The following is a 21722-nucleotide window of genomic DNA, read 5'->3' on the forward strand; positions in this document are numbered from 1 at the left end:
AAAAGAATTTATCAAAAGCCAAGTTGAGTTAGTTCACTATACAAATATAAAAGATGAGAAAATCATAATAGCTCCTATCTTCTTGTAACTGATAAGGTAAAAGAGGTGCACCAACATATGGAAAAAAACGATAGTTTAAAGATAAGTAACACGGTTAATGTCAGAGAACTGATGGATCAAAAGAAGCGTACAAAGCACATTAGAAATACGATGGAAAAATTAATTCCAATATTTCTCTTATGCATTGCAGCCATTTCAATTCTGACAACAGCGGGCATTATCTACACCCTATTATCAGAAACAATTATGTTCTTTAATATCGTACCTATTGTCGATTTTTTCACGGGAACGGTATTGAAACCATTGAGTCAAAATCCTGAGTTCGGTGTGTTACCACTATTAATCGGTACCATCCTTTCATCGATGATTGCAATGATTGTAGCAGCACCTATTGGATTGATGACGGCGATCTATTTAAGTGAATATGCGTCAGATAAAGTAAGAAAAACGTTTAAACCGTTGTTGGAAATACTTGCTGGTATACCAACGATTGTATATGGGTTTTTCGCCTTTACGTTCGTTACGCCGGTTTTAAGAGAACTTATTCCCGGGCTTGAACCAACAAATATTCTTAGCCCAGGTATTGTCATGGGGATAATGATTATTCCAATGATTGCATCCTTATCAGAGGATGCAATGAGCTCCGTTCCAAACGCAATGCGGGAAGGCGCTTTGGCACTTGGATCTACAAAGCTGGAGGTAACCAAGCGCGTTGTGATTCCAGCCGCCCTTTCAGGAATTATTGCATCTTTTGTACTGGGGATTTCCAGGGCAATCGGAGAAACAATGATCGTAACCATTGCAAGTGGAAGCTCTAAAAACTTTACCTTTGATATCACGCAGTCAATGCAAACGATGACGGCATACATTGTCGAAGTTACTGGGGGAGACGCGCCCGCCGGTTCGACCATCTATTACAGCTTATATGCTGTTGCCATGACACTATTTGTTTTCACTTTCATCATGAATTTACTTGCAAGATATGTCTCTCGTAGATTTAGGGAGGAATATTAACATGAAGTATATGGACGCAATTCAAGTTCAAAAGAGAATGCGTACACGTCTTATAAAGAATGGCGTAGCAAAAAGTTTATTTTTCCTATCCACTATATTTGGACTGTTTGTGCTTGCTATCTTACTCTACCGTGTTCTAGCTCAAGGAATTGGTTGGGTTAATTTGGACTTTATTACCGGTAAATTATCAACACAGCCAGAAAGAGCAGGAATTATGGGCGCCATACTCGGTACATTTTGGTTAATGGTTGTGGTTGGTCCCGTTACGATGTTCCTAGGAGTTGGAACAGCCATCTATTTAGAATTATATGCTAAAAAAGGGCGGCTCTCCTCCTTTATACAAACGAACATTTCAAATTTAGCAGGTGTACCATCGATTGTATACGGGATTTTAGGAATGACAATCTTCGTTAGGGCCTTGGGCTTTGGCAATATTATTTTAGCCGGCGGCCTAACAATGTCGCTATTGGTACTGCCGATTGTTATTGTTTCCAGCCAAGAAGCGCTCCGTGCAATACCACAGCATCTCAGTGAAGCCTCCTATGGCATGGGTGCTACAAAGTGGCAAACCATTAAAAATATTGTACTTCCTGCCGCATTACCCGGCATATTAACAGGCGCCATTTTATCACTCTCACGCGCGATTGGCGAAACTGCTCCACTTGTTGTGATTGGGATACCAGCTTTATTAATCCCTTTCCCGGAAGGCATTTTTGACAATTTCACAGTACTTCCCATGCAAATCTATTATTGGACACTTGATTCAACACTTACAGCAGAATATGCAAATTTAGCTGCCGCAACGATTGTTGTCCTGCTGCTCATCCTACTTATATTGAATGCTGCAGCAATCATTATTCGAAGTAAATTCCAGAAAAGATATTGAAACATTTTTTATTGTCTTGTCCGTTAGAATTCAGCGTAAAAATAGAGAAGGAGTGAACTAAGAATGGGTACTTTAAGAGAAGCAGTTCTAAAAAATGAAGGCTATAAAGCAAATGACCGTCTGTTAGAAATTCCCCTTCCAAGCAAAAAGGTTATCTATGATATACAGCATTTAAATTTATGGTATGGCAATACGCAAGCCTTGAAAGATGTGAATCTAGCTGTGAATGAAAAAGAAGTGACAGCGATTATCGGACCTTCCGGCTGTGGAAAGTCCACTTATTTAAAGACTTTAAATCGAATGGTCGAGCTGGTGCCAGATGTTCGTACAACGGGAACAATCATGTATCGCGGCAAAAACATATTTGATACTTCCTTTAAGGAAGAGGAATTAAGGACATGGGTTGGAATGGTCTTTCAAAAACCGAATCCATTTCCTAAATCCATTTATGAAAACATTGCATACGGCCCTAAGATTCACGGCATCCGAAATAAAAAGTTATTGGATCAAATCGTTGAACGAAGTCTCCGCAGCGCATATATTTGGGATGAAGTGAAAGATCGACTTCATGATAATGCCTATGGGCTTTCTGGCGGTCAGCAGCAACGACTGTGTATCGCGCGTTGTTTAGCAATTGAACCAGATGTTATCTTAATGGATGAACCTACATCCGCACTAGACCCGAAATCAACACGAAAGGTTGAAGCATTAATTCAAGAACTGAAAAAGGAATTCGCTATTATTATTGTAACGCACAATATGCAGCAGGCCGCCCGCATTTCAGATAGAACCGCATTCTTCTTAAATGGCGAAGTAGTCGAATACGATAAGACAGGCCGCATTTTCTCCAACCCAACAGACAGTCGTACTGAAGATTATATTTCCGGACGATTTGGATAAAGTAGTCACTAAAAAGGAACTATTTTTTCAGGATAGCTACCTTTCGTGCTTCCTGCTGTTCACCAGAAAATAATTAGATCATTAAGTATCTAATTATTTCTTTGTGTATCCGTCTATTCCGCTATAGATACGTAAGTGGACATCGGTTTTATCGCGTGATTCTGGCATGCCTTTTCCAACAAATGAATCTCTGATTGGATCAGTGATGCTAGTTTATCAGGCAAATGAACGAGTTGATCTATCTCCGCTTTGTAATCCGATAATGTCATGTCCACTTCCCATTTTCCATCCTGCAACAATGGGGAATTTATCGTCTCCTCACCCATAACCGTCCAGCCCACTTTATCTACAATCCTTCTAACATCTGCTGGCGTAAACAATGTGCGCACATTAGACAAACTGCTTTCCTTAAAGCATTCATACTGGGACTGGATAAGTACTGCTAAAAAATGCGGATATTGCTCGATCGATTGTATACGTGTATCCCACTCAGCGAAGCATAATTTTTTGCCCCATTTTCTTACCTTGCTGAGTATTGCTTCCAGTTCAGCAAACGACTTTAAATACCAGGAGCAGTGGGAAAGCACAATATAGTCAAAAGCTTCTGGTGAAAAGGTGACACCTGGTGATAAAATATCAATATTAAATGCTATTTTTATCTGATTACCTATTTTCGATTGCTGTAAATAAAGCCCAGCATCACCTAATGTAATTGGTGCCCCATAATTATCCGACGCGATATCAACACCATGAACAAACCCTTTTTCTCCAACAACATATGCCAAAGAAGCCGTTGTATCCCCTTGTCCACAGCCAATCTCCAATACACGACTACCTTCCTCTATTCCCCAGAACTGAATTAACTTCAGGCGATGTGCCGTCTGAACACGTTGAATTTCATTCATGTTTTCATGAATAGCCATACAATTAACAATGGATGTCACCGCATCTTCTTTCATAAATAATCCCCACTATTATTTAAGACTTTTTATTGCGTTTACTTCTTGATTGCTTCAGATACTTTCAGCAACTTCCCTTTTATGGTCGTATGTTTCATCGCCTTCAGTACAATCGGGCCTTTATCATTTAAGATTTCAACATAAGAAACAGTGTCTCGTATTGTTATGATGCCGATATCGTCTACTGTCACACCGTCTATTTTAGCAATGGTTCCAACAAAGTCTACTGCCCTTAGTTTCTTTTTCTTACCACCATTAAAATACAATTTCATGATTTGTTTGTTCAATTGGTCACTTTTTGCCTTTTTAACTGCTGGCTTCGCATTCATTTTCACCTCAAAGGCAGCCTGCTTATTGGACACTTCTTGTTTGGATGGAGCAGTTTTATTTGGAATTGCAAAACCAAGATAGTCTTCAATTTCCTTTAAAAATTTGTCCTCATACGCTGTTACAAACGTGATGGCTTTCCCTTTATGACCAGCTCGTCCCGTCCGCCCCGTACGATGGACATAGCTTTCGTTTTCTAATGGAAGATCGTAGTTGATGACATGCGTTATATTATCAATATCAATTCCTCTCGCAGCGACATCAGTAGCAATTAAATAGCGGAATGCTCCCCTTTTGAAATCATTCATCACGGCAATCCGATCATCCTGTTCCATGCCGCCGTGGATTTTACCACAGCTATAACCCAAATTCGTTAACTCCTTGTGTATTGTATCCACCCGATCCTTTGTCCGGCAAAAAACAATGCAGCTATCTGGGTTTTCTACAACCATTACATCTTTAAGTACAGAAGCTTTACGATCCTCGGGTACTTTAATAAGCGAATGGTCAATTTTATTTGTTGTAAGGCCCGTCGCTTTAATCTCAATATCGACCGGTGTGCTCATATAGTTAACCGATAAGTTTTTGACTTTCTCTGGTATCGTAGCCGAAAATAACATCGTCACTCGATCGTGGGGTAGTGCCGCTATAATTGCTTCTACTTGTTCTATGAACCCCATATTTAACATTTCATCGGCTTCATCAATAACAAGATAGCTGATCTGCTCTAAGGCCAGTGTCCCTCTATCAATGTGATCTAGTACGCGTCCTGGTGTTCCAACAACGACATGTGTCTTTTCCTTTAATTCTGCTTTTTGGATTGCAATAGGTTGTCTTCCATAAACAGCTGTTGCTTTGATTCTTTTATATCTTCCAATGTTCGCAATATCTTCTTTCACTTGAACAGCAAGCTCTCTCGTTGGTGTCAAAACTAACGCTTGTGGCTTGTTTTCTTTCCAATCTACAAGCTCGCAAATAGGAATTCCGAATGATGCTGTCTTACCACTTCCTGTTTGCGATCTCACAACGAGATCCTTCTTCTCCAACGCTAAAGGTATAACTTTACGCTGTACCTCTGTTGGGACTTCGTATGCTAAACGCGCTAACGCCTTTGTTATTTCGTCACTTAATTGGTAATCTTTAAAACCTGTATTATTATTACGCATCTTTTTTTCCTCATTTTTTAGGTTATTTTCTTGTTGTTTCTTTATTATACCATCATAGTAACCACCATTATACGCAAAACTTCTTATGACGCATGAATTAAAGTAAAAAAAGGTGCATCAGTAAAAAAAATATCTGATGCACCTTCCAATATTTAATAACCAGCGACCTTTTCGTTCTTCGCCTGCAACGGCTGCAAGGCTTCATGCAAAGTGGCTTTTTCTTCCTTGTTTAAAGGTATCATTGGGAGCCTTACTGCTTCTCCAACTTGAATTCCTATCATCTGAAGTGCTGCCTTAACCGGGGTTGGGCTTGGTGCAGCAAATAATGCTTTCATGATTGGGAGAAGTTTGCGATGTAGACTAGCAGCCGCGTGAACATCCCCGTTTTTATAGCGTGTAACCATCTCCTGCATCTCGTTGCCAATGATATGAGAAGCAACAGAAACAACGCCTGTTCCACCGACAGCAAGCGTCGGTAACGTTAAGCTATCCTCACCCGTATAGAGTGAAAAACCGCTGTCTGTCCGGCTAATAATTTCGGCCACCGCATCAAGATCACCACTGGCTTCTTTTACCGATACAATATTTTCTACACGCGAAAGCCGTACAATCGTTTCTACGGTCATATTAACGACACTTCGACCAGGTATATTATAAAGCATTACAGGCAAAGAAACCGACTGGGCAATCGTCTTAAAGTGTTGGTATAACCCTTCTTGAGATGGCTTGTTATAGTAAGGCGTAACGAGCATGATTCCATCTACTCCCGCCGCCGCTGCTTGTTCCGTTAAATCAATCGAGGCGCTCGTGTTATTAGAGCCTGTTCCAGCAATAACCGGTACCCTGCCTTGAGCAACTTCGACGACAAATTTAAATAAATTGATCTTTTCCCCTACTGTTAACGTAGGTGATTCCCCTGTTGTACCAGCTACAACCAGTCCATCAGATCCATTTGCTATTAAATAATTGACCAATTCCCTCGTCGCATGAAAATCAATCTCACCATTGTTATCAAATGGCGTTATCATTGCTGTTAATACTTGACCAAAATTCATAACTTCACACCCTTTTTTAAAATTTTTTATCATTTAGAGGTGATCAGAGCTCGTTCAGATCAGAACACAGAAAAGCAGCAACGAGGGTACGCTGCTGCTACAGAAACAATTTATAAATGGATCGTTTCTTGTGCGATAGCCCTCCATATAGTTTCCCATATGACAGTCCCATATTTATTCAATACAGACCCAGCCTTAAGAACATGAGCTTCTTAAAACTTCGGCAAACACCCCTTTCCACAATCGTCCCAGGATCTCATTATCCTCTTATTGTGTACTGATGATTTTTGCATCCTCTATCCCCACCTCAGATCGAAGTAGGAAGATATTAAGTTAACTCTCATCTTATCAAAGAATTGCTTTTATTACAATACAGATCGCTCTATCAGATCAAATTAAACAAGTGATCCAGGTTTATCGATATATTTCAAAATACCTTCAGATGCCCGGTATGAAAGTGCACCCAATGTACCTGTTGGATTAAAACAACTGTTATGAGGAAACGCTGAAGCACCAATAACAAAAACGTTATCTGCATCCCACATTTGAAGGTAGGTATTGACAGCAGATGTCTCCGGATCAGCACCCATAATTACGCCACCTGTGTTATGTGTATTCGTATCCTTATTCACGTTAAATGGTGCCTGCTCTTCTTGTGTTTCAATATGATCTGCACCGATTTCCTCAGCGATTTTCTTCGTGATTTTTGACATATACTTCACTAGCTCTTTATCTTGTTCCGTGTAATCATAAGTCATACGTAATAAAGGCATACCATATTCATCTTTATAAGTAGGGTCTAAATCAAGATAGTTATCTTTATGCGGTAAACTTGCACCCTGCGACTTTACTTTGAATGTGCTGTTTGCATATTTGATGGATTGCTTTTTAAAGTCCGCCCCCCATGAAGGTGTTCCACTTGGGATCGGATTATTGGCTATTGGTCGATCACCATATTGCGTCGTACGAATCCCTGCACCATGTAAGAAATTTAAATCTTTATGGTCGAAGTTATCGCCCGTGTAATCAGGAATTTCAATTCCCAGTGCCCCAGCACCGCCATATAAATTGTATTCTTTATCATCAAAGAATAACGTGGACTCTCCTGCAGATACTTGGTACGCATAGTTCTTACCAATGGTTCCTTTGCCTGTTTTTGGATTATATGGCGTACCAATTTTTGAGTTAAGTAGTAATCTAACATTATTAAATACATAACTGGTTAAAACAACAATGTCAGCCGGTTGCTCAAACTCCTCACCAGTAATCGTGTCAGCATACACCACGCCTGTTGCCTTTTTACCATCATTTAAAACACGGATAACATTAGAATGTGTGCGCAAATCCAGATTACCGGTTTGTTTCGCAACAGGAATAACAGTTACAACTGGATCCGATTTGGCCCCATACTCACATCCAAAGTTCTCACAATAAGCACAATATTGACAAGCAGAACGCTTAATACCATCTGGGTTTTCATATGCTTCTGATAGATTAGCGGATGGAATCATATATGGACTGTAGCCTAAATTTTTTGTTGCTTCTTCAAATTCTTCTAGTACAGGTGTTTTTAACATAGGTCCGGTTGGATATGGATTGGAACGTTTTCCATAGAGCTCTACGGTTTCACCAGAAATACCTGCCATTTTTTCAAAGGTGTCATAATATGGTTCCATCTCATCGTAAGTAAGACCCCAGTCTTGTAATAGATATTCTGGTTTAATCTTATTCTTTCCGTACTTCTTTTCTGTCAATGATTTAATTTCAAAATCATAAGGTAAAAAACGATACGTTTGTCCATTCCAATGGCTACCTGCACCACCAACGCCGTCACCTACGATAAACGTACCATAGCTACGCATTGGCAAAGCCTTCATCTTTTCATTATTGCGATGGGTAATCGTTTCTTTCGATAAGTCCTGCATCAACTCTGCACGATGCTGGTAACGAAGTTCATCGTGGCCCATCATATAATCTTTTGTTTGTCTATCTTTCCCGCGCTCAAGCCCAACGACTTCCACGCCGGCCTTGGTTAATTCGGATGCAATGATACCACCTGCCCATCCCATTCCGACAATTACTACCGGTACTTTTGGTAATTTTTTCATGTTGCCATCCCCTTCTGTTGATTAATGACCCATATGATCTTTTAGACTTTGTGGTTCTAATTCTACAAAACTGTCTTTTTGAATTTCTTCTGTTAGTGACATATATGAACCAGGGAATTTACGCATTTTCCATCCTTGCATGTCTTTATTACCACCATACATTGGGTCTGCATAAGCACCTTCAATGGTTAGTGTCCTTAACATCGTAAAAAAGTGATCAGAAGTAACGCCTGGATGTAAATTAACCTTACCAGACTCAAATTCTTTCAAAATATCGTCCTGATCGTCGCCTTCTAATTCAATAAACTCACTATCATAGTGTTTATTACTATAGTCATTTAAGCCCTTAATACCTAACAAGAACAAGTTTTTGCGTAATACTTTTATTTGTGGACCTTGTGTAGGCTCCGGCTTATGAAACGGACCCGACATATAAGCTTTGTCGTTTCCTCCCCACGGACTTGCAAGTTGATGGTCGATATAAATAGCGACATCTAAATCCTTTGCTCCCGGGCCTAAATCATCTTCAGGATAAATCCGTTCAGCAGCAGCTTCCGTAATCTGATGTTGATCCGGCGTAAAGAACATCAATGCCGCATTAGGGTTAGAATCTGCCTTAGGTGTACCCGTAACTTCTTCACTATTCGTTTTACTTCCGGTATTTACGCTCACCAGACCTCCAAGTGCTCCACCTAAAACGAGACCACCTACCGTTAAACCAGAGTTTTTAATAAATCTTCGTTTCGTACTATCCACTACTTCATTTGTATCTTTTCTTTTGTCTGCCATCGTAAAACACCTCCATTATTGATTAAGCATTTTGAGATCTTATGCTTTTATGACAAAATCCTTCATCGCACTTATATTAATAGCTAAAAGTTACCCTTTCTTAGCATGGTGAAAAAACATACCCCATAGGTAACAAGATACATTTCAGGAAAGCTAACTATAGTACAGAAGGGTTCACTTGATGCTCCTTTAAATCCACCCGAAAAGTAGTATAATAGACTTTTGACGCAAAAAATAATATACTCGATTTTGTCGAAAAAAATATAAAATACGATTTAAAATTTCTAAAGGAGGAAAAAACATGATCAAAAATAACAAATCTGAACTCGCATTTATAAATGAATTCTTCCTATCTTTTTTAGTTATCGCTTGTCTTGGCGTTTTTTGCTACAAGGCATTTGAAGTATATCCGTGGCTATCCTTTATCGGAGTTCCAATAGGGTTAGGTATTATCATTGCATGCTGGAAGAGGAAAACAAAGTGGTCCGCATTTCTAATTGGTTTATTCTCTTGTACATTATTTCTGACAATGTTCTTTGGCTTAATCATCGAATAAATGAGCGTAATAGAGCTGGTGTCGTATTTTTTGACATTTGCTCTTTTTTTATGTCCTAACTATCTTGCTCTAACAACCATTCAGCCACACTTTCTGCCTCTTCTTCAGATATCAATCCGCCAGGCATACCATTTTTACCCTGTGCAATAATATCCTCAATTTCCGCTTGATCATACTTTGATTCAAGACCAATCAAACCAGGCCCCGCTCCGCCTCGAAAATCTGATCCATGGCACGAAGCGCAATTGTTCTTGGCAATATCTTCTGCGTCTATAGCCGAATCTGTTGTTTCTTCCTTGTCAGCTGTTGCAACTGGTTTTGTTCCAGTCCCCTCGTAGAAAAACACTAAAAATACCAGACACCCTATTAGAATTATATTGATTCCTGAAATAATGCCTATTCTTTTCATGTTGCACCTCCCTTGATGATAGACCGGTGTATGCGTTATTTAATTTTAACTTTCCTATTATACATCAATTAAATTAAATGTTGAAGTTTAGTAGCTTGAGTAAATTTCATACATGGCAAGTGTTTCAATATACAAAAAAGGAAGTACCTACTCAGAAATATACTGCAATGGTTATTTCCACATTCATTCTATATGTCGAACGGCTTCATAATGACATTTCAAATCTAAATACCAAGCTTCGTCTGTGTGGAATTCGGACCCACTTAGACTCCAGCAGGAAAAGTAACAGCCTAAAATCTATTTTATAAGTTTTGGATAAAACCTATATTTGCTAGTAAGATAAAACAGGTAGTTTCATGAAACCTTAAAGGTTTTCGAAACTACCTGCCTTGTAATATAAAACCTGATTTATGCTGATTGTTCAACAGAAGCAATATATTCTTCCTCTTTCTCTCTGTCGAATCGACCTTCCCACTTAGACATAACAACTGTAGCTAAAGCATTACCAACTACATTAACGACAGTACGTGCCATATCCAGAATTCGGTCAATCCCAGCGATGAATGCAAGTCCTTCCAACGGGATACCTACCGTTCCTAAAGTTGCCAATAGAACAACGAAGGAAACGCCCGGTACACCAGCAATTCCCTTTGATGTAACCATTAGCACTAGCATTAATGTAATTTGTTGTATGATGCTCAATTCAATTCCATACATTTGTGCAATGAAAATGGCTGCAAGTGCTTGATAGAGTGTAGAGCCGTCCAAGTTAAATGAGTAACCCGTTGGAATGACGAAGGAAACAACATCTTTCGGACATCCAAACCGCTCCATTTTCTGCATCACTTTTGGTAACACTGTCTCCGAGCTCGAAGTAGAATACGCTAGGATAAGTTCATCTTTCAACACTTTGATAAGGTGAAAAATGTTCGTACCACAGATTTTCGCAATACTTCCAAGCACTACAATGATAAAGAATGCCATTGTTGCATACACGAGAATTAATAGTTTCCCAAGTGGAACCAATGATTCCAAACCGAATTTCGAAACTGTTACACCAATTAAAGCAAATACGCCAAATGGGGCAAACTTCATAATAAGATTTGTCACCCAAAACATAGCATCTGCTGTAGCCTGGAAGAAAGAAAGCACTGGTTTCCCTTTTTCACCAATTGCCGCAACTCCTAAACCAAATAAAACGGCAAAGAAGATAATGGCCAGCATATCCCCCTCAGCCATTGATTGAATAATATTACTTGGAACAATGTTAACAATAATATCCATAAACCCATTGTTTTGTACTTCTTCAGTTGTTTGGACATATTGATCGATATTGCCTTTTGCTAATGTAGATATATCCAAACCTACGCCTGGTTTGAATATATTTGCTGCTAGTAAACCTACAATAATGGCAAACGTTGTAACAACTTCAAAATAAAGCAGCGTTTTTCCCCCTAGTTTACCTAATTGCTTTATACCGCCGGTGCCAGCCACACCAACTATTAAAGTAGAAATGATAATTGGAACAACAATCATTTTAATCATATTAATAAATATGTCACCGATTGGTTGCAAATATGTTTCTACGGAAGGATTTCCAAAAAATACTGCGCCGACTATAATTCCTAGAATTAACCCGACAAGAATTTGATATGCTAAAGTAAATTTGAATTTCTTTTTCATCAATAAGTCACCTCTTTTTTTCTACCGAAAGCGCATTCTCCTCAGAAAATAAGCTATTTCAGTATTTTAAAGGCAACTTATTCAATCCGACAAAATCCTACTTTTTATGAATTAATTTTTTTTAAAAACTCAACTTTTGATAGAGCCTTTTCGTTAATTTTGTCGCTTTTTATTATCGCATTTATATAAACTGCGACATAACAGCTGGTTATTTTCCGCTGCGGACCGTTGCTTTCCGCGGGCACGGCTTCAGCCTCCTCGAGAAGGCCACTCTGTGGGGGCTTCAGACTCGTGCTATTCCCGCAGGAGTCAACGGTCCTCCGCTCCAAACAACTATCATAAAAGTTGAAAGCAAACTAATATTGTACTGTTGTCAAACACCAAGTTAGCGAAGGAAATACACGTAGACTCCTGCGGGAAAGCGAAGACGATGAGACCCCACAGCGTTCTTTGCGAGGAGGCTCAGCGCGAGCCCGCGGAAAGCGTAGTGTATTTCCGAAGCGAAGATAAGGCATATTTCATTACGTCGCAGTTTTTACCTTTTGTGTAAAAAACAATCCTTATTTTATAAGGTTGTCAAGGGAATTATTAGAAACATTCTAGGTTTAACTCATCTACGCTTTGAACGTATTTTATTGGTGCAAAAGTTGCGTTTAAAAATAATGATTCATCGTTTGCACCATCAAGTTCGAATATATTTATGCTCTGTTTCAAGATATAACACTTGAAGGAATTTCTTAATATTAATTTTCACTTTAGTAGGCCCACTGCTTCCTTCTTGAATATATTTCATTTGATTCCTTATTTCTTGGAAGTCAAAATAACGGGGTGCATAATATTCAAACTCAGGGTTCGTGTAATCAATGGTCCCCAGTGAAGCTAAATTATTAACTGCTGTAAGAATTGTTCTGCGAATACGCTGTTCAATTGCTTTACTTTCTTTATTTATATTAGCTGCTTCAGACTGACGCGCAACCGCTTCGTATAAATCTTTTAAAGGCGGCAATTGCGCAACTCTTTCACTTCGATTCATTAGCATCTCTATCATCAATACGATATCATCACTTCCCGCTCCGATAATTCCCATATCATTTAATATAGATAAAACGATTTCTTTAACACTTCGCTGTCTTTCTGTCGTTTTAGCTGTATCGATATATGCTAACGATTCCCGAATGGTCTTTAGAGAGTCCTTTAGACGAAGCTGTTCCGCTGTTTTCCTTAAAATGCTATACACCTCAACCCGATTGATTGGCTTATGGATAAAAAATTCTACTCCTTTTTCATAAGCTTCGCCAACCATTTCTTTATTCACGACTTGAGAGATCATGATAAATTGTCCTTGGAATCCTTCTGTTCTCAACTTTTCTATCGTTTCAATTCCATCTAGTTCAGGCATTAAAAAGTCTATCAAGACAACGTCAGGATGCGTGGAAAGAATAAGTGATAAGGATTTAACTCCATTTTTGGCCTCACCAATTACCATACCAAGTTCACCTTCCGTTATGATCTGTTCTAGCATTTTACGGCTTGCTGTATCATCGTCGACAATAAAATAACGCAACTTTATTCCACGTCCTTTCTAATGTTTCTAGACGGAATTTTAATTTGAAAAATAGTCCCTTCACTTTGTTGTTCTAGATGAATTTGCCCTTCTAGTGTGTGAATAATCTCTTGTACATGTGACAGGCCAATCCCCGTTGCAGCAACACCATGATCGTTAAACTTTGTTGTATAACCAGGTTCAAAGATGATGGCTACATCCGCTGTAGGAATGCCCTTGCCCGAATCTTTTATCATGATGCATACTTGCTCCGATTCCTCAAATATTCTCAGTTCAATTTCACCGCTATCTGTAATGGACTCCACCGCATTAGCAGTAAGATTATTTAATAAGGCAAGAAGCGGAATTTGTTGGTCCGTTTCGAAATCTATGGACGAAGTAAGATGAAAGGTAATATTTTTCTTTAATAGCTCACTATATTTTTCATTCCCAACTACAACAAGGTGCAGCACGTCGGAAAGAAAGAGTCGATCCGCTCCTTGTTGTTCGGTGATTTTAGTAAGTCCTGATAAGATTCGTTGTGAATCTTTTTTTACTTCGTGAATTTCTTGCGCAATAAGTAATGCTTGCATACCTAACGCATTCATATTTTCCTTTTTTAACGTTCGATATAAATCATGGCTCGAGACAGTGATTTGTTCAATATGATTCATTGATTTTTGCAAGTATAGCGTTTCCGCATATAATTCAGAGCCTACTCCAAGCATCTCCTGCATTTGTCTTTTTTGTTCCGAAATCGTAATGGAGCTATATAATCCTACAACAAAGTAGCTCCTTAATAAGGCGACACCAATTAATAATGCCCATTCTCGAAATCCTAAAGTTATATGGGGGGTTAAAAACCAGTAACGTACGAGGTGCTCTGCCCCATTCCCAATAAACTCCAGTCCCGCACCCCAAGCTCCTAGAAGAAATGGAAACGTTTTGTAGTTTTCCACTTTGATGATGTTTAATCCAAGTGCAAATAATGCATAAAACAAAAAAGCAGGCAAATGGTTTTCTATGCTTGTCATCATTTGAACGTCTTCCAGTATGAAATCTCCCAATAGACGAAAACAAACGACGGTTATGCCTGTAATGATCCCAGTTCGTACCAGTGATGCCGGAGGTCGGATGAGAATCAGTAAAAAGAAAGTAACACTCCCCAACCCAAAGCGGAAATCCTCTCCATTGAATGGAACCACTTTAATTTCACTGGCAATTGCAGTCAATAAGGCTGTTAAGACCATTAATACGATTTCGGCTCTGTTAAACTTTTCATTGAACGTTTTGTGTGTTGTAAACATGAATATCTCCTGTATCAGTTAATGGATAACTTTATGTGCTTCATTATAACAAAATAATGTCTTGTCTCACCAAAATGGCGTCTTTCGATGGTAAAGAAGATGGCGTTCTCCGCGCCCTCCTGAGAGGCAAGCGTATGATTAACACCGCGGGGATGAACTTTATACTTGTTTGTTCTCAATAATCTCGACAAACTTTGTTGAGGCTGGAGATAGCGATACACTTTTTAAAAAACATACACCAATACCACGCTTTGGTACTTCATCTACTAATGGGATTTCATATAACAATTTCTTATCTAAATACTCTAAGGAGAATTCCCTTGTCACACAGGCTATCCCTAGATTTATTTTCGCAAACTCTAATAATAAATCATGTGAACCCAATTCAAACTCCGGAGCAATCTTTACACCCTTGGAAATCATATAATCCTCTACATACTTTCGCGAATTTGACTCCCGTTCCAGTAATATTAACGGTAACTTTGCGATTTCATCAAGGGTCGATGGTTTCGCTAGAAGATGTTTATACTCCTCCCCACCAACAAAGATATCTTGGATATCCATACAAGGGATTTGTTCCAAGGATGGGTCATCAATGGGAAGGTTACAAATTGCTATATCAATGTCCCCATCCTTTAATATGCTGCACAACTCTAAAGTCGTACCATTCACGACCTTAAACTTGATATTTGGATATTTATTATGAAAAACTTCTAGATAAGGAAGTAAAAAGTACCTGGAAATCGTATCACCTACGCCGATTTTTAGTTCACCAGCAGTTAAATTTTTAAACTCTAAAATCTGTTCCTCTCCAACGTTCAGTAAATTAATAGCCGAATTCGCATATTCAAATAAAAGCGTACCTTCATTCGTTAAAGACACCCCTCTAGGCGATCGATTAAATAGACGTGTGTTTAGTTCACCTTCCAGCTGCCTGATCGCTTGGCTTACAGCCGGCTGTGTCATATATAGGTTTTTCGCGGCTTTGGAAAAGCTTTTATTTTTCCCTACCATGCAAAATACTTTGTATAAATCCAATTTACTTACCACATAACCACACCTTATATCTGCTATTTGATATATTAATTTTACTTATGTCACTAATTCAGTGTATATTACAAGGAGACACATCTCAAATTAACTTTATCTGTTAAAAGGAGCGATTATGTTGGAAAGAGTAGTTGGAACAGTTGTCAGAGGTATTCGTTGCCCAATCATTAATCAAGGAGATAGCATTGAGGAAATCACGGTTGACAGTGTGTTAAAAGCCTCGGAAATCGAAGGATTTAAGATTAACGATAAAGATATTGTTACATTAACAGAATCCATCGTCGCTCGCGCTCAAGGTAACTATGCGACGATCGACCATATTGCTAAGGATGTCCATGCTAAGTTTGGAGATGACACGGTTGGCGTTATATTTCCCATTTTAAGTCGTAATCGCTTTTCAAACTGTCTCCGCGGCATTGCAAAAGGGGCCAAAAAAATCGTTTTAATGTTAAGTTACCCATCTGATGAAGTTGGTAATCAATTAGTTGACATAGACGCGCTTGACGAAAAGGGGATTAACCCCTGGACAGATGTATTAACTGAAAAACAATTTCGCGACCATTTTGGTTATATTAAACATACATTTACAGGCGTTGATTATATTGAATACTATAAATCGCTGGTCGAAGAGTACGGGATCGAATGTGATGTCATTTTCTCAAACAGCCCGAAGACCATTCTAGCATACACAAAAAGCGTGCTTACTTGTGATGTACATACAAGAGTCCGGACGAAGCGGATATTAAAAGCACATGGCGGAGAGAAAATTTATGGGCTTGATAATATTTTATCAGCATCTATCGATGGTAGTGGATTTAATGAGGACTACGGATTACTCGGATCAAATAAATCTACTGATGAAGGCGTGAAGCTTTTCCCACGTAATTGTCAGCCTGTCGTTGATAAGATACAGCAAATGTTACAGCAGAAAACGGGTAAAAATGTGGAAGTTATGGTTTATGGTGATGGTGCATTCAAGGACCCAGTAGGTAAAATATGGGAACTCGCCGATCCTGTTGTCTCGCCAGCTTATACACCAGGGCTTGATGGTACGCCGAATGAAGTTAAATTAAAATATCTAGCTGATAATAACTTTGCTGATTTAAGAGGGGAGGAACTGCAAGAGGCGATATCCAAGTTTATTGATAATAAAGAGGATGATCTTGTCGGAGCAATGGAAGCCCAAGGCACAACTCCTAGAAAACTTACAGACCTTGTCGGTTCCTTATCTGACTTAACTTCAGGAAGCGGAGATAAAGGAACACCAATTGTATTTATCCAAGGATACTTTGATAACTATACAAAATAGGTAAGAATATAAAAATAAGCAATATGATTTCACACGTATTGCTTATTTTTTATGGTTTTTTGTATTTTGCCTACTCTACATGTTCATATAAAGTAACAGCTTCCATGTAGTTAACAAATCTTCTTAATTCCCTTGCTTGTTCGCCACTTATTTTTCCAGATACAAACATTTCGTGAATTTCCGCACGTTGAGCATCCATCACTTCAATACGCAATTCTTCCTTTTGTTCTTCATTCCTTTCACTAAATCGGGATTTTCGTGTTTTTAATTTATTAATCATTCGTTTATAATCTGCTATTACTTCATCCATAATTTCTTTTTTTTCATATGCTTTTGCATAGGCCTCTAATTTTCTAAGTGCAGCTCGTGATGCATTTAATTGAATATCTCTAGCCAATCGAATTTTGGCTAAGCGTGTTTCATCCCCTTTATCGCGATACCTTCTCATATGTTTCCAAGCTCTAATTACCTTTCCGATTAAATATTTCATGCCAGAACGTGCATTGTTAGAAAGTGCATCCTCCCGGTGATCAAGGGTTGTCTCAAATGTTTCAAAAACGGCTTCATCCATTCCAGCTTTATTCATGACATCATAGATATATTTCCGTTCTATTCTCAATGCGATCAAGCGAATCCGAGTCATCTCCTGCTGATAACTACTGGAACCTTTTTCATTTAGCCTTTGATCATCGGTTTGATGAAACATCAGCTTATATTCATCGATTAATTCATAGGATGCCGATGCATTTTCCTCATTCATTCTCGAACGAATCGCTTTTGTCGTTGCCAGGAACAATTTTTGTCTTGCTTCGCTTAGCTCAAGTTGGTTTAACGACATCCCATCTTCTGTTTCACGTACACTTAAAATCGGAAGAAATACCGTCGCAACGATCAACGTAAAAAGGATTACACCAGCTGCTAAAAATAGAATTAAGGAACGTTCTGGAAAAGCCGCTCCACTTTCCACAAAAAAGGGAATAGAAAGTACCCCTGCCATGGTAACAGCACCACGAACACCCGTTAAACTCGTGTACAAGGCTGTTTTTAAATTAGGTACTTCGATAGCTTCTTTTTTTGCGCGGCGATATCCATAATAGGAAGATATATAAGACCATGCAAAACGAATACCTAAAATAATCATTCCAATCGCAATAACGTAACCTATCATTAACCAATCATTCATATGTGGATTTTTAAGCGTTTCCCGCATGGAAGACGGGATATTTAATCCCAATAACAGGAATACAATACCATTTAATACAAATAAAACAATCGACCATAAATTTTCTGTTAGTACTTGTTCTTCTGCAGCTAATGTTTCTGTTTTCTCCCTGACTAAAGTATGGACAACCCCAGCTACTACAACCGCAATAACGCCCGAAGCACCTAGTAGTTCATCTGTGATGATATAAATAATAAATGGTGTAAGCAGTTGTAACAACGAATGAAATGTCACATCATTAATCCCACGTTTCCGCAGTGTAAAACGTATCCAGGTCACTAGTAACCCTAAAACCAAGCCGAGTATGGCGCCAACGACAAACATATATGTAAAGTCAAAGATGGCTTCCCGCAATGAAAAATAACCAGTAACGACTGCAGCGACCGCATAATTAAAAGCAACCAGGCCTGAAGCGTCATTGATCAGAGATTCCCCTCTAACAAGGTTTAATACTTTTTCCGGAATTTGAATGCGTTTTGCAATACCGTTGACAGCTACAGGATCCGTCGGTGATAAAATAGCTGCTAAAGCAAATGCAGCAGCAAGCGTAATCGTCGGTATCATCCAATGAATAAAATACCCACCACCAATTGTTGTCAATAAAACAAGGACAATCGCATTGCCTAATATCGGCTTCCGCATCTTCCATAATTCCTTACGGGGAAAATGTCTCCCGTCATTATATAGAAGTGGTGCTATAAACAATAGCAAAAACCAGTCCGTCTCTATTTCAAGCGAGAAGTTCCTGAATACAAGTGCAATGATAATCCCAAAGGCTATTTGTGTTAAGGCTGTAGGGATAAATGGAATATTGTGGCTAATGACGTTCGAAATCAGTAAACAAACAAGCAACAGGATGATTGTCATGATTAATTCCATTTAAATGCTCCCCCTTTCGATTCTTTCTTTAGACATCTCGTTCAAGAAACCTTTATATTATTCCCTTATGTTTATCAATCAAACCCAATAGATCTATATACAAACCGCTCATTTTCTCTTCTTTCCGCGTGTTTGATACGCTTCCATCACGGGAAGTGCATACAATATACAGCTGGTTGCCACTTCGGGAAAAAATGATCTTTAGCAATAAAAATATTTTGGAAGGAGTTTTTTAAGATGAATCAGGTTTTATTCATCCAGACGGGTACAGGGATCGATGTGCACGGACAGGATATTACGAAGGCGTCTGTACGAGCGGTTGAAGACGCTATTTATAGCAATTCCATGCCAGGCATTGAGAAGAGTTTACCTGAGCAAAGACTGGAAAATATGAAGGTCAATGTGAAGGTTGCTGTTCCCCTTGATCGGGACAAGCTCGACATCGATACAGTAAAAAAGGTGATTCCATATGGATCCGTTACGGTTGAAGTTACAGATGGTGGCATGGCAACAAGCAGTGGCATTATCTTAAAGGATAAAGCGGATGAGAATGACTTAATGTATATCGTTAATGCCGCGATTGAAGTTGGTTACTAAAAAGATAAACATCTCGTACCCCTAGCGACACGTCTTGAAAGACTGTCACTAGGGTTTTTTTGCGTTCATTCAATTGTTCTAATCTGTAATTCCATGTTCATACTCCGTTCATTTAACAACCCTATACTTTAAGTATCAAGTAAAGATGGAGGCACAACAGATGAAAATTGCATGGAAAGAAATTAAAAAAAGTAAATCACGATTTATCATTTTAGGTTCAATCGTCTTTCTCGTTAGTTTATTAACTTTTATCATATCCGGGCTAGCAAATGGCCTGTCCCAGGATAATGCTGCTTTAATAAAAGATATGCCAGAGGGTCAATTTTATATGGATGAAGATGCAGATGAGACCTACAATCTTTCCAAAATAAATGAAGACACGCAAGACAAAGTCCTGAAAGATAATAAAGATGCCGCAGCCCTATCCATTCAGATGGGCTTTGTGAATGATGCAGATGATAAGCAGCAGAGTGTCGCTTTCGTTACATCTACGGATTCCGATCTGTTTGAAAGTGTCGGTGAGGGAGAAATCATCTTAGACGAGTCATTAAAGGAAAAAGGCATTAAAGTTGGGGATACCCTGACAAACAACCAATTTAGCGATGACTTTACTGTAAAAGGATTCGTTGATCAAAAGAAATTCAGCCACTCACCAGTCGCTTATATTAATATGGAAAACTACAAAGAAATGTATCGTGTAAATGAAATGCAACTGTTATTCGTTCCTGATCAGGATAAAGCACAAACGATTGATGGTTTGCAGGCATTTTCAAATAAAGACTTTCTTGACACCATTCCGAGTTATAGTGCGGAACAGTTGTCACTTAATATGATTGTATGGTTCCTTGTCGTTATTAGCGGCATGCTTTTCGGGATATTCTTCTACATGATGAACGTTCAAAAAATCGGCTTGTATGGCATTCTGAAAGCAGTTGGGGTTAAAACAAGTTATTTATTTAAGATGATGTGGTCACAGATGATACTCATTACCTTGATCGCACTTGTCTTTTCCGTTGCCCTTAGTCAAGGGTTTGCCATGTTTGCACCAGAGGGTATGCCATTCCATTTAACGATCGAAACAACGGTTCAATTATCAGTGGTCTTCGTGATCATCGGATTTATCGGTGCGACACTTTCCGGTATTCAAATTAAGAAGGTTGAACCATTGCAAGCAATCCAACAAGGAGAGGTTTAATATGTCAGTATTTACAGTAGATGAAGTTAAAAAAACATTTACAAATGGTGAAGTGCAAGAACAGGTCTTGAAAGGCGTTAATCTTTCACTAAAACAGGGAGAAATCACTGCATTAGTAGGCGCATCAGGGTCTGGAAAAAGTACCATTCTTACCATTGCAGCAGGTCTACAACCTGCTTCAGGCGGGGTAATTCATTTCGATGGGAAAAACATGACGAACATGAGTCAGGAAGAAATACGGAAAATCCGTGCGACCGAGTTCGGCTTCATCTTCCAATCATCACACCTTGTCCCTTTTCTCACTGTAGAGGAACAACTGGTGCTGATGCTGGATGTTTCCGGAACAAAGATGAAAAAGAAAGAACAAAAAGAGGAAGTTGAAAAAATTCTAAAACTGGTTGGTATGGATCACCGCAAAGATGCTTATCCTGCTTCATTATCAGGTGGTGAAAAGCAGCGTGTAGCTATTTCCCGTGCCATTATTCACAAACCAAAAATGTTGTTTGCAGATGAACCAACTGCGAGTTTAGACTCAAAAAGATCAAAAGAAGTCATGATGCTCATCAGGGATTTGACGAAAACATTACACATTACCACATTAATGGTTACCCATGAGGAAGAAATGCTTCCTTATGCAGATCATGTTGTAACGATGAAGGATGGATTGATTTTAGAAGGGGCTTAACAATAGCCCCTTTCACAAATGGG

The 21722-nt window shown here is 38.9% G+C and carries 19 protein-coding genes and 1 riboswitch; of the genes, 8 read left to right on the forward strand and 11 right to left on the reverse strand.

Going from position 1 to position 21722, the window contains the following annotated elements:
• Positions 1 to 117: 117 nt before the first annotated feature.
• The 3 genes from pstC to pstB all read left to right on the forward strand — a co-directional run bounded on the left by pstC (position 118) and on the right by pstB (position 2860).
• Entirely contained in the window at positions 118 to 1074 is a 957-nt protein-coding gene (gene pstC / locus JOC34_RS16135) for a phosphate ABC transporter permease subunit PstC (RefSeq protein ID WP_205137809.1), read from the forward strand.
• Position 1075: 1 nt separating this feature from the next.
• A complete protein-coding gene (gene pstA, locus JOC34_RS16140; protein ID WP_205137810.1) occupies positions 1076 to 1960 on the forward strand; it encodes a phosphate ABC transporter permease PstA in 885 nt (294 codons plus the stop codon).
• Positions 1961 to 2023: 63 nt separating this feature from the next.
• Positions 2024 to 2860, forward strand: coding sequence for a phosphate ABC transporter ATP-binding protein PstB (gene pstB / locus JOC34_RS16145; RefSeq protein ID WP_205137811.1), 837 nt, complete (start codon positions 2024 to 2026; stop codon positions 2858 to 2860).
• 113 nt (positions 2861 to 2973) lie between these two features.
• Here the strand turns inward: pstB and JOC34_RS16150 are convergent, their stop codons facing one another.
• The 5 genes from JOC34_RS16150 to JOC34_RS16170 all read right to left on the reverse strand — a co-directional run bounded on the left by JOC34_RS16150 (position 2974) and on the right by JOC34_RS16170 (position 9264).
• Positions 2974 to 3819, reverse strand: a complete 846-nt coding sequence (locus JOC34_RS16150; RefSeq protein WP_205137812.1) for a class I SAM-dependent methyltransferase — start codon at positions 3817 to 3819, stop codon at positions 2974 to 2976.
• Between the two features lie 38 nt (positions 3820 to 3857).
• The gene (locus JOC34_RS16155; RefSeq protein ID WP_205137813.1) at positions 3858 to 5312 is read right to left on the reverse strand and encodes a DEAD/DEAH box helicase; all 1455 of its coding nucleotides are present in this window, start codon (positions 5310 to 5312) and stop codon (positions 3858 to 3860) included.
• Positions 5313 to 5464: 152 nt separating this feature from the next.
• A complete protein-coding gene (gene dapA, locus JOC34_RS16160; protein ID WP_205137814.1) occupies positions 5465 to 6367 on the reverse strand; it encodes a 4-hydroxy-tetrahydrodipicolinate synthase in 903 nt (300 codons plus the stop codon).
• Positions 6368 to 6495: 128 nt separating this feature from the next.
• A riboswitch (Lysine riboswitch) is annotated at positions 6496 to 6674 on the reverse strand.
• Between the two features lie 88 nt (positions 6675 to 6762).
• Complete coding sequence (locus JOC34_RS16165; RefSeq protein ID WP_205137815.1) at positions 6763 to 8475, reverse strand: GMC family oxidoreductase; 1713 nt, start codon at positions 8473 to 8475, stop codon at positions 6763 to 6765.
• A gap of 21 nt (positions 8476 to 8496) precedes the next feature.
• Entirely contained in the window at positions 8497 to 9264 is a 768-nt protein-coding gene (locus JOC34_RS16170) for a gluconate 2-dehydrogenase subunit 3 family protein (RefSeq protein WP_205137816.1), read from the reverse strand.
• A 301-nt stretch (positions 9265 to 9565) separates the two neighbouring features.
• Between JOC34_RS16170 and JOC34_RS16175 the strand changes: the two genes are divergently transcribed.
• Positions 9566 to 9820: a hypothetical protein gene (locus tag JOC34_RS16175; RefSeq protein ID WP_205137817.1), complete on the forward strand. Its 255-nt coding sequence runs from the start codon at positions 9566 to 9568 to the stop codon at positions 9818 to 9820.
• 55 nt (positions 9821 to 9875) lie between these two features.
• On the opposite strand, the gene JOC34_RS16180 is transcribed toward JOC34_RS16175, so the two are convergent.
• The 5 genes from JOC34_RS16180 to JOC34_RS16200 all read right to left on the reverse strand — a co-directional run bounded on the left by JOC34_RS16180 (position 9876) and on the right by JOC34_RS16200 (position 15812).
• The gene (locus JOC34_RS16180) at positions 9876 to 10229 is read right to left on the reverse strand and encodes a c-type cytochrome (RefSeq protein WP_205137818.1); all 354 of its coding nucleotides are present in this window, start codon (positions 10227 to 10229) and stop codon (positions 9876 to 9878) included.
• Between the two features lie 408 nt (positions 10230 to 10637).
• Positions 10638 to 11912: a cation:dicarboxylate symporter family transporter gene (locus JOC34_RS16185; RefSeq protein ID WP_205137819.1), complete on the reverse strand. Its 1275-nt coding sequence runs from the start codon at positions 11910 to 11912 to the stop codon at positions 10638 to 10640.
• 682 nt (positions 11913 to 12594) lie between these two features.
• A complete protein-coding gene (locus JOC34_RS16190) occupies positions 12595 to 13476 on the reverse strand; it encodes a response regulator (protein WP_205137820.1) in 882 nt (293 codons plus the stop codon).
• Between the two features lie 2 nt (positions 13477 to 13478).
• Entirely contained in the window at positions 13479 to 14762 is a 1284-nt protein-coding gene (locus JOC34_RS16195) for an ATP-binding protein (RefSeq protein WP_205137821.1), read from the reverse strand.
• A gap of 159 nt (positions 14763 to 14921) precedes the next feature.
• Positions 14922 to 15812 (reverse strand): LysR substrate-binding domain-containing protein, encoded by an 891-nt coding sequence (locus tag JOC34_RS16200; RefSeq protein WP_205137822.1) that lies wholly within the window; start codon positions 15810 to 15812, stop codon positions 14922 to 14924.
• Positions 15813 to 15930: 118 nt separating this feature from the next.
• Here JOC34_RS16200 and JOC34_RS16205 point away from each other — a divergent pair, with 118 nt between their 5' ends.
• Positions 15931 to 17121, forward strand: a complete 1191-nt coding sequence (locus JOC34_RS16205; RefSeq protein WP_205137823.1) for a coenzyme F420-0:L-glutamate ligase — start codon at positions 15931 to 15933, stop codon at positions 17119 to 17121.
• 70 nt (positions 17122 to 17191) lie between these two features.
• Here JOC34_RS16205 and JOC34_RS16210 read toward each other — a convergent pair whose 3' ends face one another.
• Positions 17192 to 19222 carry a Na+/H+ antiporter gene (locus tag JOC34_RS16210; protein WP_205137824.1) on the reverse strand — a complete coding sequence of 677 codons (2031 nt, stop codon included), beginning with the start codon at positions 19220 to 19222 and terminating at the stop codon, positions 17192 to 17194.
• 237 nt (positions 19223 to 19459) lie between these two features.
• Between JOC34_RS16210 and JOC34_RS16215 the strand changes: the two genes are divergently transcribed.
• The 3 genes from JOC34_RS16215 (at position 19460) to JOC34_RS16225 (ending at position 21699) form a co-directional block, all read left to right on the forward strand.
• Positions 19460 to 19819 (forward strand): Lin0512 family protein, encoded by a 360-nt coding sequence (locus JOC34_RS16215; protein WP_205137825.1) that lies wholly within the window; start codon positions 19460 to 19462, stop codon positions 19817 to 19819.
• 160 nt (positions 19820 to 19979) lie between these two features.
• Positions 19980 to 21014: an ABC transporter permease gene (locus JOC34_RS16220; RefSeq protein WP_205137826.1), complete on the forward strand. Its 1035-nt coding sequence runs from the start codon at positions 19980 to 19982 to the stop codon at positions 21012 to 21014.
• Between the two features lies 1 nt (position 21015).
• Positions 21016 to 21699 carry an ABC transporter ATP-binding protein gene (locus tag JOC34_RS16225; protein WP_205137827.1) on the forward strand — a complete coding sequence of 228 codons (684 nt, stop codon included), beginning with the start codon at positions 21016 to 21018 and terminating at the stop codon, positions 21697 to 21699.
• The last annotated feature ends 23 nt before the right edge of the window (positions 21700 to 21722 follow it).

Source organism: Virgibacillus halotolerans (assembly GCF_016908515.1).
In the GTDB taxonomy this organism is placed as follows: Bacteria; Bacillota; Bacilli; order Bacillales; family Amphibacillaceae; genus Virgibacillus_M; species Virgibacillus_M halotolerans.

What these genes read in the sequence shown, in the direction of transcription:
- JOC34_RS16155 (WP_205137813.1), bottom strand. Translation starts at nt 5,312, where the DNA reads ATGCGTAATAATAATACAGGTTTTAAAGATTACCAATTAAGTGACGAA.
- pstB (WP_205137811.1), top strand. Translation starts at nt 2,024, where the DNA reads ATGGGTACTTTAAGAGAAGCAGTTCTAAAAAATGAAGGCTATAAAGCA.
- JOC34_RS16170 (WP_205137816.1), bottom strand. Translation starts at nt 9,264, where the DNA reads ATGGCAGACAAAAGAAAAGATACAAATGAAGTAGTGGATAGTACGAAA.
- JOC34_RS16210 (WP_205137824.1), bottom strand. Translation starts at nt 19,222, where the DNA reads ATGGAATTAATCATGACAATCATCCTGTTGCTTGTTTGTTTACTGATT.
- JOC34_RS16175 (WP_205137817.1), top strand. Translation starts at nt 9,566, where the DNA reads ATGATCAAAAATAACAAATCTGAACTCGCATTTATAAATGAATTCTTC.
- pstA (WP_205137810.1), top strand. Translation starts at nt 1,076, where the DNA reads ATGAAGTATATGGACGCAATTCAAGTTCAAAAGAGAATGCGTACACGT.
- JOC34_RS16150 (WP_205137812.1), bottom strand. Translation starts at nt 3,819, where the DNA reads ATGAAAGAAGATGCGGTGACATCCATTGTTAATTGTATGGCTATTCAT.
- JOC34_RS16215 (WP_205137825.1), top strand. Translation starts at nt 19,460, where the DNA reads ATGAATCAGGTTTTATTCATCCAGACGGGTACAGGGATCGATGTGCAC.
- JOC34_RS16195 (WP_205137821.1), bottom strand. Translation starts at nt 14,762, where the DNA reads ATGTTTACAACACACAAAACGTTCAATGAAAAGTTTAACAGAGCCGAA.
- JOC34_RS16180 (WP_205137818.1), bottom strand. Translation starts at nt 10,229, where the DNA reads ATGAAAAGAATAGGCATTATTTCAGGAATCAATATAATTCTAATAGGG.
- JOC34_RS16220 (WP_205137826.1), top strand. Translation starts at nt 19,980, where the DNA reads ATGAAAATTGCATGGAAAGAAATTAAAAAAAGTAAATCACGATTTATC.
- pstC (WP_205137809.1), top strand. Translation starts at nt 118, where the DNA reads ATGGAAAAAAACGATAGTTTAAAGATAAGTAACACGGTTAATGTCAGA.
- JOC34_RS16165 (WP_205137815.1), bottom strand. Translation starts at nt 8,475, where the DNA reads ATGAAAAAATTACCAAAAGTACCGGTAGTAATTGTCGGAATGGGATGG.
- JOC34_RS16185 (WP_205137819.1), bottom strand. Translation starts at nt 11,912, where the DNA reads ATGAAAAAGAAATTCAAATTTACTTTAGCATATCAAATTCTTGTCGGG.
- dapA (WP_205137814.1), bottom strand. Translation starts at nt 6,367, where the DNA reads ATGAATTTTGGTCAAGTATTAACAGCAATGATAACGCCATTTGATAAC.
- JOC34_RS16225 (WP_205137827.1), top strand. Translation starts at nt 21,016, where the DNA reads ATGTCAGTATTTACAGTAGATGAAGTTAAAAAAACATTTACAAATGGT.